Origin of the sequence: Flavobacterium sp. 2, from assembly GCF_049949195.1 — a bacterium.
GTDB lineage: Bacteria > Bacteroidota > Bacteroidia > Flavobacteriales > Flavobacteriaceae > Flavobacterium.
In genome coordinates this window covers 3,268,993-3,286,281 of the sequence record NZ_CP188206.1, presented here as the reverse complement: position 1 = coordinate 3,286,281, position 17,289 = coordinate 3,268,993, and the positions used below count along the sequence as shown (strand labels likewise).

Here is a 17,289-nt window from a genome sequence, read left to right as displayed (position 1 = left end):
AAAAATAAAAAATTTAGAATGAAAAATTTACTTCTTTATATTTTACTAACGTTTTCCTTAGCAGTTTCTGCTCAGGAGAAAGACAAAACATTGCCAAACGGGAACGAAGAATATAAACAGAATAAATTTGTTGATGCTGAAGCGAATTATAGAATTTCACAGTCAAAATTTCCAAAAAAAGCAGCTGCTTCGTACAACTTAGGAAACACCATTTATAAGCAAAATCAGATTTCGGAAGCTAAATTCGCTTACGCGAAAGCGATAAAAAATGCTAAAACAAGACCCGAAAAACATACTGCTTATCACAATTTAGGAAATGTTTTCATGAAAGAGAAAGATTATACGCAGGCTGTTGAAGCATATAAACAAGCATTACGAAATGATCCAACTGATGATGAAACCCGCTATAATTATGCCTTGGCTAAACAAAAGCTAAAAGAAAATCCTCCTAAAAACGACAACAAAGACAAGAATAAGGATAAAGACAAAGACAAGGATAAAAATAAAGACAAAGACAAAGACAAAGACAAGGACAAAGACAAAGACAAGGACAAAGATAAAAACAAGGACAAGGATAAAGATAAAAAAGACGATAAAGGCGATAAAGACAAGGATAAAAAGGATGGTAAAAATGATCCGAAAAAAGATGATAAATCTGACAATAACGGACAGCCAAAACCACAACCTGGAGGAATATCAAAAGATCGTGTTCAAAATTTATTAGATGCGGTTAACAATGAAGAGAAGAAAGTTCAGGATAAAGTAAACGCTCAAAAAGTAAAAGGAAGTCCTAAAAAAACAGAAAAAGACTGGTAATAAAAGTTTAATCGTTTAATTGTTAATTTGTTTATTCGGAAAGTATCCGTTAGATAAAAAACCGATTAAACGATTTCACAGTTAAACAATTAAACAACAAACAAAAACTGATTAAACGAATAAATGAAAAGATTTTTAATTTTATTTCTATTCACTTTTCAAGGACTTTTGGCTCAAGTTCAGTTTGAAGCCAGAGTAAGCAAAAACACGCTTGGTCTCAACGAAAGACTTCGAATTGACTTCATCATGAATGTTGATGGAGACAACTTTGAACAGCCTAATTTTGATGGATTTAAAATCGTAGCCGGACCAAGTCAGCAAATAAGCCAGTCATGGGTTAATGGACGAAGCTCTTTTCAAAAAATATACTCCTATATTTTACAACCTGATAGAAAAGGAAATGTAACGATACGCCAGGCTGCAATTGAATTTAATGGACAGATTTACAAAACTTCGCCTATAAAAATTGTTGTTACAAATGCCGTTGCCCAAGAGAGAGATCCAAATGACAGACCTCAAGGACAAGGCAGTGAAACTCTTAATTTGGTTGCCGAAATTTCAAAAACAAATCCGTATCTGAATGAACCAATTACGGTTGTTTACAAATTGTATTTCAATAATATTGGGGTTACTGGTTTTAAAGAATTAGCAAAACCAAAATACAATGATTTTTGGAATCAAAACATTGACATTAAACAATTATCAATTGAAGAAGGAAGTTTTCAGGGTCAAAGATGCTATTTTGTGATTTTGAAAAAAACAATCCTGTATCCTCAAAAATCAGGTAAATTAACAATCGAACCGCTTTCATTGGATATTGGTGTACAATTGCCAACAAATCGTCGCGATATGTTTGGTCAAATGATTATTACGGATGACAATAAAGTAGTTTCGGCCGGAGCCAAAACAATAAACGTAAGACCGCTTCCTGAAACTGGAAAACCAGAAGGTTTCAGCGGTGCAGTTGGTAAATTTAATTTCGTTGTTACGCCTTCAAAAACAAGCGTAAAAAGTGGCGAAGGTCTTGATTTAATCGTGAGCGCAAATGGAACTGGAAACATGAAACTGTTTACTTTACCAAAACCAGTTGTTCCAAATGCACTGGAAATGTACGATCCGGTTCATGATGAAAAAGTGACTACTTCTTTAACTGGTATGTCGGGAAGAATTTCAGATAAATATACTATTGTACCACAATACAAAGGAAAATACATTATTAAGCCAATGCAGTTTTCGTATTTTGATTTGAGTACAGGTTCATACAAAACAATCACTTCGCAGGAAATTGCGATTGACGTTTTAGACGGTCCAATGCAGGCTGAAGCAAATAGCACAGCAAATGCGGCTAAAAATATTATTTCGAAAACAGATCAGTTTAAATATATCAAATCAAGAACGACATTAGTTTCTGTCGAAAAAGATGATTTTTATGGTTCTGATTTGTATTATGCCTTGTTGTTTGCACCTTTCATCATTTTGCCAATTATAATCATTGCTAAGAAGAAAAAAGAAGCAATTGATGGCGATGTGGCTGGAAACCGAATCAAAATGAATAATAAGCTGGCTAAGAAATATTTATCAGAAGCTAAAAAACAGCTTAACAACAAAGAAGCATTTTATATCGCGCTGGAAAAAGCAATGCATAACTTCCTGAAAGCGAAACTACATATTGAAACTTCAGAAATGAGTAAAGACAATATTCGTGAATTGCTGTTGTCAAGAAATGCAAATCCAGAATCGGTTAAGAGTTTTATTGATTTAACTGAAAACTGCGAATTTGCGAGATATGCTCCGGCGTCTAGCGCTTCGATTCAACAAGATTTTGATAAAGCTGTTTTGATTATTTCAGAATTAGAAAAACAAATCGTTTAGTTTAAAGAAAATAAAATGAAAAATATAGTCTATCTCTTTTTATTCATCACACAGGTTTTCTTTGCTCAAAGCTTTGAAAAAGGAAATGCCATGTATCAAAGAGGCAATTATCAGGAAGCTATTCAGGCTTATGAAGGTGTTATAAAAGAAAACAAGCAAGAATCGGCTGAGTTGTATTTTAATTTGGCAAATAGTTATTATAAACTGAATAAAGTCGCTCCGGCAATTTACAATTATGAGAAAGCTTTAGTTTTAAAACCTCATGATCCGGAAACACTGAACAATTTAAAATTTGCCAAAAAACTAACAATTGACGAAATTAAAGAAGTACCGAAAGTGGGTTTCGCAAAACTGATTCAGAATTTTACTGGCATTTTTAATTATAATACTTGGGCAAAAATCTCGGTTGGAATTGCATTTCTTTTCTTGTTGAGTTTTATCGGCTATTACTTTTCACAACTGACACTTACAAAAAGAATTTATTTCATTGGAATGTTTGTTCTTTTGGTTGCTTTAGGATTGAGTGTTTCAGCAGGAATGTCTGAAAAAAGTCATTTTGACAATGATCGTCCGGCAATTGTATTTGCTGAAATGAGCGAAGTTCGAAGCGAACCTCAAAAAGGTGGTTCTGCTATTTTCTTATTACACGAAGGTGCAAAAGTTTATGTAACCGAAGTTTTAGGCCAATGGAAAAAAATCGAATTAACCGATGGAACTGAAGGTTGGATTGATGCTTCGACTATTAAAGAAGTAAAGTAAATTTTTAAAAATAATACAATAAAAAAATCCCAAATTCCAATTCTTGAACTGGAGTTTGGGATTTTTATTTTGTTCTTAAATTATTCCATTAAACATAGTTATGATATGATAAATTTTATAGCAAAATAAGTTTTAGCATCAGATACCTTATATCGATTTAAATATGAAAATTTAAAAAGTGTAGACTTTTAAAGGCGTAACGCAATAATCCAATTTTACATCCGATTCAAAGACATCATCAATCTGATTTACGGCTTCAAAAAACGAAAGTCCAATTTTTATCGTTTCTGGTCGGCATTCTGCTAAGAATTTATCGTAAAAACCTTTTCCATAACCAATTCGGTTTCCATGAATATCAAAAGCTAAAAGGGGCACAAAAACAACATCAATATTTGAACTCTGAACCTGAAGACCGTTTACTGGTTCGGGAATATTGTATTCGTTTTTTTTAATTTTCGTATTGTCGGTCAATAAAAAATGTGTCATTGCGCGCGTTTCAAAATCACTTTTTGAAAACACAATTTCTTTATCTTTTCCGGAAAGCAAATGCAAAACAAACTCTGTATCGACTTCTTTATGCTCGACAATTGGAAGAAAAACATGAAAGTATGTTTTATCCCAAATCGGCAGCGGAATTAAATTATTAGCAACAGCCAGACTTTTTTCTTCAATTTCTTCTTCAGAAAGTGCTGCACGCAGATTTTTGTAATGTAATCGAAGTTCTTTTTTATTCGTCGGCATTGTCAGGTTTTTTAGAGATATGGTAAATAGCATCACCTTCGTAAACAATTGGCGAATGATTGGCATTAATTATAAATCCGTCATGAGGTGCTTTTACCTTTTGTTCAAATTTCCCAAAAGGATCTGTAATAATCGCCAGAATAGTTCCTTTTGTCACAAATCTTCCGATTAAATTAAAATCATGGAGCAAACCCGAACATTTTGCACGAAGCCAAACTGAATTTTTAATATAGATTGAAGGCATCGGAGCTGCTTCAACAAGTTGTTTTGAATCAAGCATTCCAAGATAATTCAACAATCGTTTTGTTCCCATAACGCCTTCATTGGCAATATCATTATTAATGTCCAACGATTTTCCACCTTCAAAAAGCAGCATTTTCACATTTGCTTTTTCAGAAGTATTTCTAAAAGAACCTCCAATATTTTTAGAGTACAAAGTAAATGGCGCATTAAAAACATCTGCCAACACTTTCAATTCGGGATTATTCTCTGTAATTCTGATTTGCGGAGCATTAAATCGGCTTGCACCTCCGGCATGAAAATCTACTGCATAATCTAAAATTGGCAAAATTTCTTCAACAATATGAAATGCGAATCGACTGGCAAGAGAACCTTTTTTGCTTCCTGGAAAAACCCGGTTTAAATCACGTCCATCAGGAAACTCACGCGACTTATTTACAAAACCATACATATTTATGATTGGAATACAAATTATGGTTCCGCAAGCTGGTTTATTGATTTTTTTGCTGATAATTTGTCGCACAATTTCAACGCCGTTTATTTCATCGCCATGAATTCCTGCCGAAAACAAAACAACAGGGCCTTCAATTTTTGAACGGCGAACAATTACCGGAATATTAAGTTTTGTAGTCGTATGCAATCTTGCGATTTCAACATTGATTGTTCTGCTTTCTCCAGGCAAAATTGCTTCATCGAAGATAACTAAGGGCTTGCTATTTTTCATGTAGAATTATAAAAGCTAAATATAGAAATTATTCTTTTGATTTTGTAAATTTGAAACTAAATCGATAGTAAGCTTTTTTTGATAAATCGGAATGATTTTTGAAACTGCTTGTCATCTCTCTTCAGAAACAAAAAAGAATGCAAAAACCGTCCTTAGATCTTCAAATTCTAACCTTGCCAGACAATCCTGGCGTATATCAATATTATGATAAAGACGGAAAGATTTTATATGTTGGAAAAGCCAAAAACTTAAAAAAAAGGGTTTCCTCCTATTTCAATAAAATCCATGATACGGCTAAAACGAATGTTTTGGTCAAAAAAATTGTGACCATAAAACATATCGTCGTTCCAACAGAAACCGACGCACTTTTATTGGAAAACAATTTAATCAAAACACTTCAGCCACGATATAACGTACTACTTCGCGATGACAAAAGTTATCCTTGGATTTGTATAAAAAAAGAACCTTTTTCGAGAATTTTTTCTACCCGAAGAATGGTAAAAGACGGTTCTGAATATTTTGGTCCTTACACCAATTTCAAAACAGTTCACACGATTTTGGAATTAATCAAAGAATTATATCCACTGAGAACCTGCAATTATGATTTAAGTAAATCCAATATTGATTCCGGAAAATTCAAAGTTTGTCTGGAATATCATATTGGCAATTGCAAAGGTCCGTGCGAAGGTTTAGAACCTTTGGAAGAATACCAAAGACAAGTTGATGCAATTCGTGAAATTTTGAAAGGAAACTTCAAAGAAAGTTTAAAGGATTTCAAGAAATTGATGAATAATTATGCGCAAAACCTGCAATTTGAAGAAGCGCAAAAAATTAAAGAAAAAATTGAAGTTTTGGAGAACTATCAATCCAAATCTACTATCATCAATCCGAAGATTACAAATATTGACGTTTTCTCCATTGTTTCTGACGAAAGTGCTGCTTTTGTAAACTTTCTGCAGATTTCGCATGGTTCTATTATTCGTTCGCATACTTTGGAAATGAAGAAAAAACTAGACGAAACTGACGAAGAATTATTAGAATTAGCAATCGTTGAACTTCGTGAACGTTTTCAATTATTATCAAAAGAAATTATTGTTCCGTTTGAAATTGATTTGGGAGAAAACATCAAAACAACTGTTCCGCAGCTTGGTGATAAAAAACAGATTTTGGATTTGTCGATTCGAAATGCCAAATTCTATCGAATTGAACAATTAAAACAATTGCAAATTGTAGATCCAGATCGACATACCAACCGAATTATGGCGCAAATGCAAAAAGATTTGCGTCTTCCGGTTGAGCCGCGCCATATTGAATGTTTTGATAACTCGAATATTCAGGGAACAAATCCGGTTGCGGCCTGCGTAGTTTTTAAAGACGGAAAACCTAGCAAAAAAGATTATCGCCATTTTAATGTGAAAACCGTTGAAGGTCCTGATGATTTTGCTTCGATGACTGAAATTGTAGGCCGTCGCTATAAAAGATTGCTAGAAGAAAATGAACCTTTGCCGCAATTAATTATTATTGATGGTGGAAAAGGACAATTATCAGCTGCATTAAAAAGTATTGATGAATTAGGTTTACGAGGAAAAATTGCAATAATTGGAATTGCAAAACGTCTTGAAGAACTTTTTTATCCCGGCGATTCGATTCCGCTATATCTGGACAAAAAATCGGAAACGCTAAAAGTGATTCAGCAATTGCGTAACGAGGCGCACCGATTTGGAATCACATTTCACCGCGACAAACGAAGCAAAGCAGCGCTGAATTCTTCGGTTGAAAGTATTCCAGGAATTGGCGAAAAAACAATGCTGACTTTGATTCAGCATTTTAAAAGTGTTAAAAGATTAAAATTAGCATCCGAAAAAGAAATTTCAGATGTAATTGGAGTTTCAAAAGCCAAAAAAATTGTCGACTTTTACAAAACCAACTAGCTGCTTTTTATGTACTTAAAAAAAGTGTTCATTTCACATACTCTGTCGAAAGGTTTTTTTTCCAATTCAATCTGGAACGTTGCAGTCGTACTTTTTATATTGTTTCTTCTTCCGGAGAAATCATTTTCGCAGGACATAAAACAAGACAGCGTTAAAAGACCAAAAATTGGTTTAGTTTTAAGTGGCGGCGGCGCAAAAGGATTTGCACATATTGGTGTTCTAAAAGTTTTGGAAGAAGCCGGTATCAAAATCGATTATATTGGAGGAACTAGCATGGGATCTGTAATTGGCGGACTTTATGCCACTGGCTATAATGCATCGCAAATTGATTCGATTTTCAAAAAAACAAATTTTGACGAATTGATCAACGATTATATTCCGCGTTCTTCTAAAAATTTTTACGGCAAAAAAAATGACGAATTATATGCCATTACTTTGCCTTTCAGTAATTTCAAAATTGGAATTCCAGAAGCGCTTTCAAAAGGAATGTATAATTACAATCTTTTAAGCAGCTTGACCAGAAATGTGCGCCATGTTCGTGATTTCAATAAATTGCCAACTCCATTTTTGTGTATTGGAACAAATATTGAAACTGGTGAAGAAGTGTTACTTAACAAAGGTAATCTGGTTCAGGCTATGATGGCTAGTGCTGCTTTTCCTTCGTTATTTACACCAGTTGAAATTGACGGAAAACTTTTGGTCGATGGTGGTGTAGCAAACAATTATCCGATTCAGGAAGTACGTAATCTCGGTGCCGACATCATTATTGGCGTTGATGTACAAGATGATTTACAGACAAGAAAAGGACTGAAAAATGCAACCCGAATTTTAGTTCAGATTACCAATCTGCAGTCGATTGAGAAAATGAAAACCAAAAGAAAAGAAACCGATATTTATATAAAACCGGATATTCGCGATTTTGGCGTAATTTCATTTGACCGTGGCGAAGAGATCATCAGAAAAGGTGAAGAAGCTACTTTTGCTGTTTACGAAAAAATCAAAACATTAGTAACGGAAGAAACTTTTTATAAAAAGCCAAAACTTAAAGTCAGCAGTGATACTTTAGAAATAGAAAAAATTAATGTCGATAAACTAGATAATTATACCAAAGAATATATTAACGGGAAACTACGTTTCAAACCCGGAAGTACCATCACATACGATGATTTAAAAACCGGAATGAACAATTTGGACGCCACTCAAAACTTTAGTACAATTTCATATTGCCTGCAACCGGGAGATAAAAACGGTGACAATTTGGATCTTGTTTTAAAAGAAAATCCAACCCAAACGTATCTAAAACTTGGTTTACATTATGACGGGCTTTACAAAAGTGCCATCTTATTAAATCTAACGCACAAAAAAACATTCCTAAAAAATGACGTTACTTCCTTAGATATTATTTTAGGAGATAATTTCAGGTATGATTTTAATTATTATATCGAAAACGGATTTAATATCAGTTTTGGATTTCGTTCAAGATTAAATCAATTTAACCGAAATGTTACAACAAGCATAAGCCGACTTGAGCAATCAAATCCAAACGTAAACCTTATTAATGTTGATTTTTTTGATCTTACCAATCAGGCTTATTTTCAGACTATTTTTGTTCAGAAATTTTTGATGGGTGGTGGTTTAGAATATAAATATTTAAAAATCAATTCGCCAACATTGGCAAATGAAGGAAACATTATTGATAAAAGTAATTACATGAGTGTTTTTGGATACTTAAAATACGACTCTTTTGACAAAAAAACTTTTCCCCGTTCTGGTTTATATTTCTCAAGCGACATACAAACCTATTTGGCTTCTTCTGATTACACCAATACTTTTAAACCGTTTTCTATGGCAAAGGCCGAAATCGCATTTGCAAAAACATTATTTAGAAGAGCAACTGTTAAAATTGGTGCCGATGCCGGATTTAATATAGGAAGCGATAGTGTTCCTTACTTCGATTATATTTTAGGAGGTTACGGTTATAATAAAATCAACAATTTTAATTATTTCTATGGTTATGATTTCCTGAGTATCTCTGGCAATAGTTATATAAAAACAGATATTACGCTTGATTACGAAATCATCAAAAAAAACCACCTGAATTTTTCAGCCAATTTTGCCAATCTGGGTGACGATATTTTCACAACAGTTGACTGGATCTCTATGCCGAAATATTCTGGTTACGCTTTTGGTTATGGTTTAGAAACTATTATTGGTCCAATTGAAATCAAACAATCGTGGTCGCCAGAAATGTCAAAAAGCTATACATGGTTTAGCATTGGCTTTTTATTTTAAGAATTGAATCAGGAATTGTTCAATAAATTTGAGGTATTTTTTTGTTATCAAAAAATTATATCAAAAAAATCAAAATAATTAGTGTTATAAATAATATAATTTTTAATTTTACTCGTCAAAAATTACGACATTTGTTATAATGAAAACAAATTGGACAGGTTTATTAGAGTATCTTCAATTCCTTATCAAGAGAAATCCTGAATAATGGCTCTATCGAATTGAAATAATTGGTCAATTAAAAAATTGAACTGATTATTAACTCTGCAATTCATATTTTCTAATTATCTAATTCACAAATTATCTAATTGAAAAAGCCATGCCATTATATCATAAACTTGGAGATTTTCCTCAAAAGAGACACACCCAATTCGAAAAACCAAACGGAGGTTTTTACTACGAACAATTATTTGGAACCGAAGGTTTTCACGGACATTCGTCTTTATCCTATCATGTTCACAGACCAACGCAGGTTAAAGAAATTTTAAATTCTTATTCGGTTGAGCCAAAAATTGCAATCGGAAAAAATATAAAATCATTACTTTTTAAAGGTTTTGAATTAAAACCTGAAAATGACTTTTTGGATAGCCGAAAAGCAATGTTAGTCAACAAAGATTGTATCATTGGTTTAGCTGCGCCGAAAGAATCGCTTCGAAATTATTTCTACAAAAATGCCGATGCCGATGAAATGCTTTTCATCCATAGAGGAAAAGGAAAATTAAGAACCATGTTAGGAAATATTCCTTTTGAATATGGTGATTATTTGATTATTCCGCGTGGTATTATTTATCAAATTGATTTTGAAACAGAAGATAATCGTCTATTTTATGTAGAATCATATTCTCCATTTTATACTCCAAAACGATATAAAAACCAATCAGGTCAGCATTTAGAACATTCTCCATTTTGTGAGCGTGATTTTATTTTGCCAAATGAATTGGAAACACGCGACGAAAAAGGTGATTTTTTAATTAAGATCAAAAAAGAAGGCATGCTACACGAAGTGGTTTATGCCACACATCCTTTTGACGTTGTGGGCTGGGACGGATATAATTTCCCATACGGATTTTCAATTCACAATTTCGAACCTATAACGGGACGTGTTCACCAACCGCCTCCGGTACATCAAACTTTTGAAACGGCAACTTTTGTCGTTTGTTCATTCTGCCCAAGACTTTACGATTATCATCCGAAAGCAATTCCGGCGCCATATAATCACAGCAATATAGATTCTGACGAAGTTCTTTATTATGTTGATGGCGATTTTATGAGCCGTAATAATATTGAGCAAGGTCATATCACTTTACATCCAAAAGGAATTCCACACGGTCCGGCACCAGGTGCAATGGAACGCAGTATTGGTCACAAAGAAACTCAGGAATTAGCTGTAATGGTTGATACTTTCAGACCTTTAATGGTTACTGAAGAAGCTATGGGTCTTGATGACGGACAATATTATAAATCTTGGACTGAATAATTATAGTCTTGATCTAACCGCAAAGTTCGCAAGGATTTTGCGCAAAGATCGCTATAATTACTTTGCTCCCGATAGCTATCGGGATTGCGATTGCCTTTGCGCACTTTGCGGTTAAAAAATCTAAACACAACATTTCGGAAAATCAATTAAACGATTAACCGATTAAACAAATAAACATTATGTCAAAAGAAGTTAAATCAGTAGAATACGGATTAGAAAAAATATTTGAAGGAGCACAAGATTTCCTTCCTTTATTAGGAACAGATTATGTAGAATTCTATGTTGGGAATGCTAAACAATCGGCACATTATTATAAAACAGCTTTCGGATACCAGTCATTGGCTTATGCCGGATTAGAAACTGGTGTAAAAGACAGAGCATCATATGTTTTGAAGCAAGACAAAATCAGAATTGTTTTGACAACGCCTTTAACAGCTGATTCTCCAATCAACGAACATTTGAAAAAACACGGTGACGGAGTAAAAGTGGCGGCACTTTGGGTTGAAGATGCTACAAAATCTTACGAAGAAACAATGAAACGTGGCGCTCGTTCTTTTATGGAACCAACTGTTGAAGAAGATGAATTTGGTCAGGTGATTCGTTCTGGAATTTACACTTACGGAGAAACCGTTCACATTTTCGTAGAAAGAAAAAACTACAATGGAGTTTTCTTGCCAGGTTATAAAGAATGGAAATCAGATTACAATCCAGAACCAACAGGATTAAAGTATATTGACCACATGGTTGGAAATGTGGGTTGGAATGAAATGAATACTTGGGTAAAATTCTACGAAGACGTTATGGGATTTGTGAATTTCTTATCTTTTGATGACAAACAAATTACCACAGAATATTCTGCTTTGATGAGTAAAGTAATGTCAAACGGAAACGGAAGAATAAAATTCCCAATCAACGAACCAGCCGAAGGAAAGAAAAAATCTCAAATTGAAGAATATTTAGATTTCTATGGCGGGCCTGGAATTCAGCATATTGCGATTGCTACAGATGATATCATTAAAACAGTATCACAATTAAGAGCACGTGGTGTTGAATTTTTGTCAGCTCCTCCTCATACCTATTACCAAGCAATCCCAGAAAGATTGGGCGTTCATATGGATATGATGAAAGAAGATATTAATGAAATTGAAAAGTTAGCTATCATGGTTGATGCCGATGAAGATGGTTACTTATTACAAATTTTTACGAAGCCTGTTCAGGACCGACCTACTCTTTTCTTCGAAATTATTCAAAGAATGGGAGCAAAAGGATTCGGCGCAGGGAACTTTAAAGCCCTTTTTGAGTCGATTGAAAGAGAACAAGAATTGAGAGGAACATTATAAAAACGCTGATTTTTTACATTATGCAGAAAAATTCTCTGTAAAACGTTGATTTTTATGCAAATGTTATGTTAAACTTGCCTTTTGCTATTTCTTTTTTGAACTTTCTATCTATCTTTGCACTCGCAAAACAAAAGGGGTGGTTTCCTTTTGGATTGATATAAATTTCATAATTTATAGTTTTTTGGTTAGTTAATAGCATAAAAACTCAGTCATTACTTGACTGAGTTTTTTTGTTTTGGTACATTTGGAATAGAATTTGCAATTATCCTCATAAATATTTGTAAAACAGTACTATGAAAAAATTAATCCTCACTATATTCATCCTCACAGCCTTTAGTTTTGATACACAAAAAGAAGACGCTTTCGATACGGGAGAGTTTTTTAAATTCAGAATTCATTACGGAATCATAAACGCCGGATACGCTACACTCGAAATTAAAGACGCCACAATAAATAATAAAAAAGTTTTTCATGCAGTGGGTAAAGGTTACACAACTGGTATGTCTAAATTTTTCTTTAAAGTCGAAGATTTATACGAAAGCTATTTTGACAGAGAAACCGGAAGTCCATATCGTTATGTGAGAAAAATTGATGAAGGCGGTTATACCAAAAATCAGGAAGGTTTTTTTAATCAGGCAGAAAACAGAGTTTTGGTAAAAGATTACAAACGAAAATCTGAAAAAACCATTGTAACTACTGATAATGTACAAGATATTGTTTCTTCATTTTACTACTTAAGAAACCATCCAAATATTGATAAATTAAAATCAGGAGAAGCCATTACAATTGACATGTTTTTTGATGATGAAATCACAAAATTTAAGTTAAAATATATAGGTCGTCAAGATATTACAACTAAATTTGGCACCGTTTCTACGATGGTTTTTAGACCATCTGTACAGAAAGGAAGGGTTTTCAAAGAAGAAGAAAGTCTAACACTCTGGATTACAGACGACGACAACAAAGTTCCTATTAGAATTAAAGCAGATCTTGCCGTGGGATCACTCAAAGCAGATCTTGATGAATATAAAGGATTAAAAAATCCATTTAAAGCAAAAAAATAATGAACCTTACTGATCATTCAGAATCAATTTTAAAAGAAATTGATCAAAAATTCCAAGCTATAAATCAAAAAACTGAGGTTCAGTTAGAAGGATTGCTTTGGTCAAAACCAATTACATATTGGGATTATATTCAAACAGACGCCCTTTTAAATTTACAAATACAACGCACCACACTTCCTGACGAAATGGTTTTCATTATGTACCATCAAGTCAATGAATTAATCTTTAAAATGATTTTGTGGGAAATTGATCAAATTGCTGAAACAGAAAATATTCAGGTTGATTTTTTCAGCGAAAGACTTTCAAGAATCACACGTTATTTTGACATGCTTACCAATTCGTTCAGCATTATGGAAAACGGAATGGATGTAGATCAATACATGAAATTCAGAAATACACTTACTCCAGCAAGTGGTTTCCAAAGTGCACAATATAGAATGATCGAATTTGCATCGACTGATGTTATCAATTTAACAGACAGAAGATACAAAGCTAACTTTGACGAAAATACAGATTTAGAAACCAGTTTCGAACATTTGTATTGGCAAGCAGCTGGAAAAGATTATCAAACTGGAGAAAAATCATACTTGCTTAATGAGTTTGAGAAAAAATACAAAGAGCAGTTTTTAAGACAAATGTCATCGTTTAAAACGAAAAATATTTGGCAAAAATTCACACAGCTTCCTATTGAAGATCAACAAAATACAGAACTAATTGCCGCAATGCGACATTATGACAAAACGGTAAATATTACCTGGGTAATGCAGCATCTTAATACTGCCAGAAAATATATTTTGGAAAGTGGAAAAGGCAATGGAGAAGCGACCGGAGGAAGTGACTGGCAAAAATATATGCATCCAAAATACCAAAGACGCATCTTTTTTCCTAAATTGTGGACCGAAGAAGAATTGTGCAATTGGGGAAATGAATAGAATATTTTAGTTTCCCAGAAAAATTTAAAAAGTTTGAAAAGAGCAGTCGTAATTTTAATAGTCTTGTTTTCTGTTTTCTCATGTAATAAAAAAGAGGAAATAGTTGAAAACAAAATTACCAAACCTAAAACCAAAAAAATAGAATTCGGGTTTAATTACGCAGACTATAATGTTGTAAATGATACCATTTCAAAAGGAGATTCTTTTGGATCCATTTTTCAAAGTCAGAATATTGGCGACAAAAAAGTATTCGACATAGTGGAGCAAGTTAAAGACTCTTTTAATGTCAGAACTATTCGTTATGGCAAACCTTTTACATTACTTCGTTCAAAAAACAAAACAAACAATCTTCAGGTTTTTATTTATCAGCCAGATGCACTAACATACTATGTTATTGACTTAAGAGACAGTATTGCAAAAGCTTATAAAAAAATAAAACCAGTAACCTTAAAAAGAAAAATTATTGGTGGCGTTTTAAAAAGTTCTCTTTCAGAAACTTTAGGAAATGAAAGTGTCGAAACAGCACTTGCCAGCAGAATTACAAAAGTATTTTCATGGTCAATTGACTTCTTCAAACTTAAAAAAGGTGATCGCTACGGATTAATTTTCACCGAAAGATTTATCAACGGAAAAACATACGACGGAGTTGAAGAACTTGAGGCTGCATTTTTTGAATATAAAGGTAAAATCGTTTATGCTTTCCCTTTTGAAAAAGATACGCTTTCAGGAAAAATCGAATATTATGACGATCAAGGAAGAACACTTAAAAATTTCTTTCTAAAAACACCAATCAAATTCAGCCGAATCACTTCGAGATTTACAATGAACAGATTCCATCCTGTGCAGCATACCTGGAAAGCGCACAAAGGAACCGATTATGCCGCTCCAACCGGAACTCCAATTTCTACAACTGCATCTGGAGTTGTTGAAGCAACCGGATATACAGCAGGAAACGGAAATTTCGTAAAAGTAAAACACAACGGAACCTACTCTACTCAATATTTACATATGTCTAAAATCTTGGTTCGTCGTGGTCAGCGCGTTACTCAAGGACAAACTATTGGATTAGTAGGAAGTACCGGTTTAGCTTCTGGACCTCACGTTTGTTATCGTTTCTGGAAAAACGGTGTTCAGGTTGATGCGCTTCGTTTGAATTTACCAACCGGAGAATCTCTGACTGGAAATGATAAAACCCGTTTTGCAAAACAAATCGAACCTTTAAAAAGAGAATTGGATAGTATTGGAAATTTATAAAATTCAAAATTGACTTTTAAATAGAAAAAACATGAAAAACGCTCGGCTTAAGGCGATTTACAATGAAACTTTTTCAGGTTTAAAATTATTTTATAGAGACACCAATCTCTCTGAAAACTTAATTTCGAATTACAAAGTCGGACAGATAATTCAGGAAAGAGGTTTTACTGATATGACTTCTCTTGGCGGAGGCCTTTCTGGAAATTTCAGATATTTAATTGCAAGCTCTCATCCCAAAGATTTATCGAAATTCAATCCTGATTCAGCAAAAATTGGTCATTTTCTTTTGGACACAATTACTTATTTTAAAGTTTTGGATATTTATAAAATCGGAGATAAAACTCAGGTTTTTCTTTTGAACATTCCTGACAATTCAATTTCACTTTTCAAAAACTCCTCTTCAAATCTGGAAGAAGAAATTATAGAAAAAGCACAAAAACGCTTTCGCGAAAAAATTGACGCTGCCTTAATTCCGGAATTGCAAACCGAAAATTGGAAGGAAAGAACCAAATCTCCAATTGGAATGAGTGATAATGGTGAATTCTTTTTTGATGATTCTAAAATTAAAATGGAATCACCAAAAAGAATTGAAATTGATACCGAAAAGAAAACTATTGAAGTAAATAAAAAACCTTGGTGGAAGGTTTGGTAATCTGATTTATGAAAAAACTGCTAAAATATTCCCTCCTTATTGCTTTTATTTCATGTCAAAATAAACCGTTTGAAATTAGTTTTGACACATATAATGATTATAAAACAGAAACTAATTTGAGATTAACGGGTTGGTTCCCAAATATCATCAAATCGGATTCTTACAATCTAAAAAGTGGTTCTCACCTTGGCTCTTGCAACTTTGTAAAATTCAACTACTCTAATAATAAGAGTTACGACTCCTTATTCTTCAACAGTACAAAAGTTCCTCTATTTTCATTTCAACAAAAAATAAAAAAATACGACGAGCTAAAACCAAATTGGTTCCCAGATTATAATGAAATAAATAACACCGATTTTGAAATTATAAAAACCGATAGGTATGATATTGCAAGAAAGAAATCTACACATGAAATCTTTTGCTTCTGTGAAAATTAAACTTTTAAGAATAAAATAAAAAACATTAAAAACCAACCCCAAATAATGACTGAACATTTTATCACTTTTAAGAATTTCCCAACACGCATCCAAGCCAAAGAACTTGAAATATTATTGGACAGAAATAATATTAAATCTGTTTTAGCCGATAATATTGCTCCAGTTGATATTACTTTTTCAGGAAGTACTTTACAAAATCAATACGAAATAAAAATTGACCCAGCTGATTTTGCAAAAGCCGAAGCTATTTTGGAAAAAGACACTGAAAGCATTCTAAATGAAGTTGACAAAGATTATTACCTTTTAAGTTTTTCGGATGAAGAATTATACGATGTTCTTTTAAAATCGGACGAATGGAATGTTTTTGATTACAAATTGGCTCAAAAACTCTTAATCGAACGAGGCAAAAATATTGATTCTGAAATGCTTGCTTCTTTAAAAAAAGAGCGTTTACAAATTTTAGCAAAACCAGAAGAACCTCAAAAATCCTGGATTACTGTTGGTTATATATTTTCTCTTTTAGGTGGTTTCCTTGGAATTATTATTGGATATCTTCTTTGGACTTCTAAAAAAACATTACCAAACGGCGAACGTATTTATTCTTATAATGAGGACGATCGAAAACACGGAAAAACTATTTTTATTCTTGGAACGATAATTTTTCCTTTGGCACTTTTAATCAAAATCCTGACCTCAGAAAAATTTTAAAAACTGTCCATTTTCAAATAACATTCATAAAACGTTTTCGTAACTAATTGTTA

Annotated in this window: 15 protein-coding genes; 13 read left to right on the top strand and 2 right to left on the bottom strand. The window is 33.1% G+C overall.

The window, feature by feature from the left end:
* The first annotated feature begins 18 nt into the window (after nucleotides 1–18).
* The 3 genes from ACNFIH_RS14030 (at nucleotide 19) to ACNFIH_RS14020 (ending at nucleotide 3,447) form a co-directional block, all read left to right on the top strand.
* Nucleotides 19–816: a tetratricopeptide repeat protein gene (locus tag ACNFIH_RS14030; protein WP_426483627.1), complete on the top strand. Its 798-nt coding sequence runs from the start codon at nucleotides 19–21 to the stop codon at nucleotides 814–816.
* Nucleotides 817–939: 123 nt separating this feature from the next.
* Entirely contained in the window at nucleotides 940–2,688 is a 1,749-nt protein-coding gene (locus ACNFIH_RS14025) for a BatD family protein (protein ID WP_426483626.1), read from the top strand.
* 15 nt (nucleotides 2,689–2,703) lie between these two features.
* On the top strand, nucleotides 2,704–3,447 hold the full coding sequence (locus tag ACNFIH_RS14020; RefSeq protein WP_426483625.1) for a tetratricopeptide repeat protein: 744 nt from the start codon (nucleotides 2,704–2,706) through the stop codon (nucleotides 3,445–3,447).
* A gap of 171 nt (nucleotides 3,448–3,618) precedes the next feature.
* On the opposite strand, the gene ACNFIH_RS14015 is transcribed toward ACNFIH_RS14020, so the two are convergent.
* Entirely contained in the window at nucleotides 3,619–4,188 is a 570-nt protein-coding gene (locus ACNFIH_RS14015; protein WP_426483624.1) for a 5-formyltetrahydrofolate cyclo-ligase, read from the bottom strand.
* Complete coding sequence (locus ACNFIH_RS14010; RefSeq protein ID WP_426483623.1) at nucleotides 4,175–5,152, bottom strand: succinylglutamate desuccinylase/aspartoacylase family protein; 978 nt, start codon at nucleotides 5,150–5,152, stop codon at nucleotides 4,175–4,177. Before ACNFIH_RS14010 ends, ACNFIH_RS14015 begins: the two co-directional genes overlap by 14 nt.
* A 137-nt stretch (nucleotides 5,153–5,289) precedes the next feature.
* On the opposite strand from ACNFIH_RS14010, the gene uvrC reads away from it, so the two are divergent.
* From uvrC to ACNFIH_RS13960, 10 genes are all read left to right on the top strand, one after another.
* Entirely contained in the window at nucleotides 5,290–7,083 is a 1,794-nt protein-coding gene (uvrC, locus tag ACNFIH_RS14005) for an excinuclease ABC subunit UvrC (RefSeq protein WP_035653045.1), read from the top strand.
* Nucleotides 7,084–7,092: 9 nt separating this feature from the next.
* Nucleotides 7,093–9,375, top strand: a complete 2,283-nt coding sequence (locus tag ACNFIH_RS14000; RefSeq protein WP_426483622.1) for a patatin-like phospholipase family protein — start codon at nucleotides 7,093–7,095, stop codon at nucleotides 9,373–9,375.
* 316 nt (nucleotides 9,376–9,691) lie between these two features.
* Nucleotides 9,692–10,849, top strand: a complete 1,158-nt coding sequence (locus ACNFIH_RS13995) for a homogentisate 1,2-dioxygenase (protein WP_426483621.1) — start codon at nucleotides 9,692–9,694, stop codon at nucleotides 10,847–10,849.
* Nucleotides 10,850–11,028: 179 nt separating this feature from the next.
* Complete coding sequence (gene hppD, locus ACNFIH_RS13990; RefSeq protein ID WP_142451496.1) at nucleotides 11,029–12,189, top strand: 4-hydroxyphenylpyruvate dioxygenase; 1,161 nt, start codon at nucleotides 11,029–11,031, stop codon at nucleotides 12,187–12,189.
* 293 nt (nucleotides 12,190–12,482) lie between these two features.
* Nucleotides 12,483–13,253, top strand: coding sequence for a DUF3108 domain-containing protein (locus ACNFIH_RS13985; RefSeq protein ID WP_426483620.1), 771 nt, complete (start codon nucleotides 12,483–12,485; stop codon nucleotides 13,251–13,253).
* Nucleotides 13,253–14,185 carry a tryptophan 2,3-dioxygenase family protein gene (locus ACNFIH_RS13980; protein ID WP_426483619.1) on the top strand — a complete coding sequence of 311 codons (933 nt, stop codon included), beginning with the start codon at nucleotides 13,253–13,255 and terminating at the stop codon, nucleotides 14,183–14,185. The genes ACNFIH_RS13985 and ACNFIH_RS13980 overlap by 1 nt, the downstream gene beginning before the upstream one ends.
* A 33-nt stretch (nucleotides 14,186–14,218) precedes the next feature.
* Complete coding sequence (locus tag ACNFIH_RS13975) at nucleotides 14,219–15,439, top strand: peptidoglycan DD-metalloendopeptidase family protein (RefSeq protein ID WP_426483618.1); 1,221 nt, start codon at nucleotides 14,219–14,221, stop codon at nucleotides 15,437–15,439.
* Between the two features lie 31 nt (nucleotides 15,440–15,470).
* Nucleotides 15,471–16,091: a hypothetical protein gene (locus tag ACNFIH_RS13970; RefSeq protein ID WP_426483617.1), complete on the top strand. Its 621-nt coding sequence runs from the start codon at nucleotides 15,471–15,473 to the stop codon at nucleotides 16,089–16,091.
* A gap of 8 nt (nucleotides 16,092–16,099) precedes the next feature.
* On the top strand, nucleotides 16,100–16,528 hold the full coding sequence (locus ACNFIH_RS13965; protein WP_426483616.1) for a hypothetical protein: 429 nt from the start codon (nucleotides 16,100–16,102) through the stop codon (nucleotides 16,526–16,528).
* A gap of 45 nt (nucleotides 16,529–16,573) precedes the next feature.
* Nucleotides 16,574–17,236: a hypothetical protein gene (locus tag ACNFIH_RS13960; protein ID WP_426483615.1), complete on the top strand. Its 663-nt coding sequence runs from the start codon at nucleotides 16,574–16,576 to the stop codon at nucleotides 17,234–17,236.
* Nucleotides 17,237–17,289: the final 53 nt, after the last annotated feature.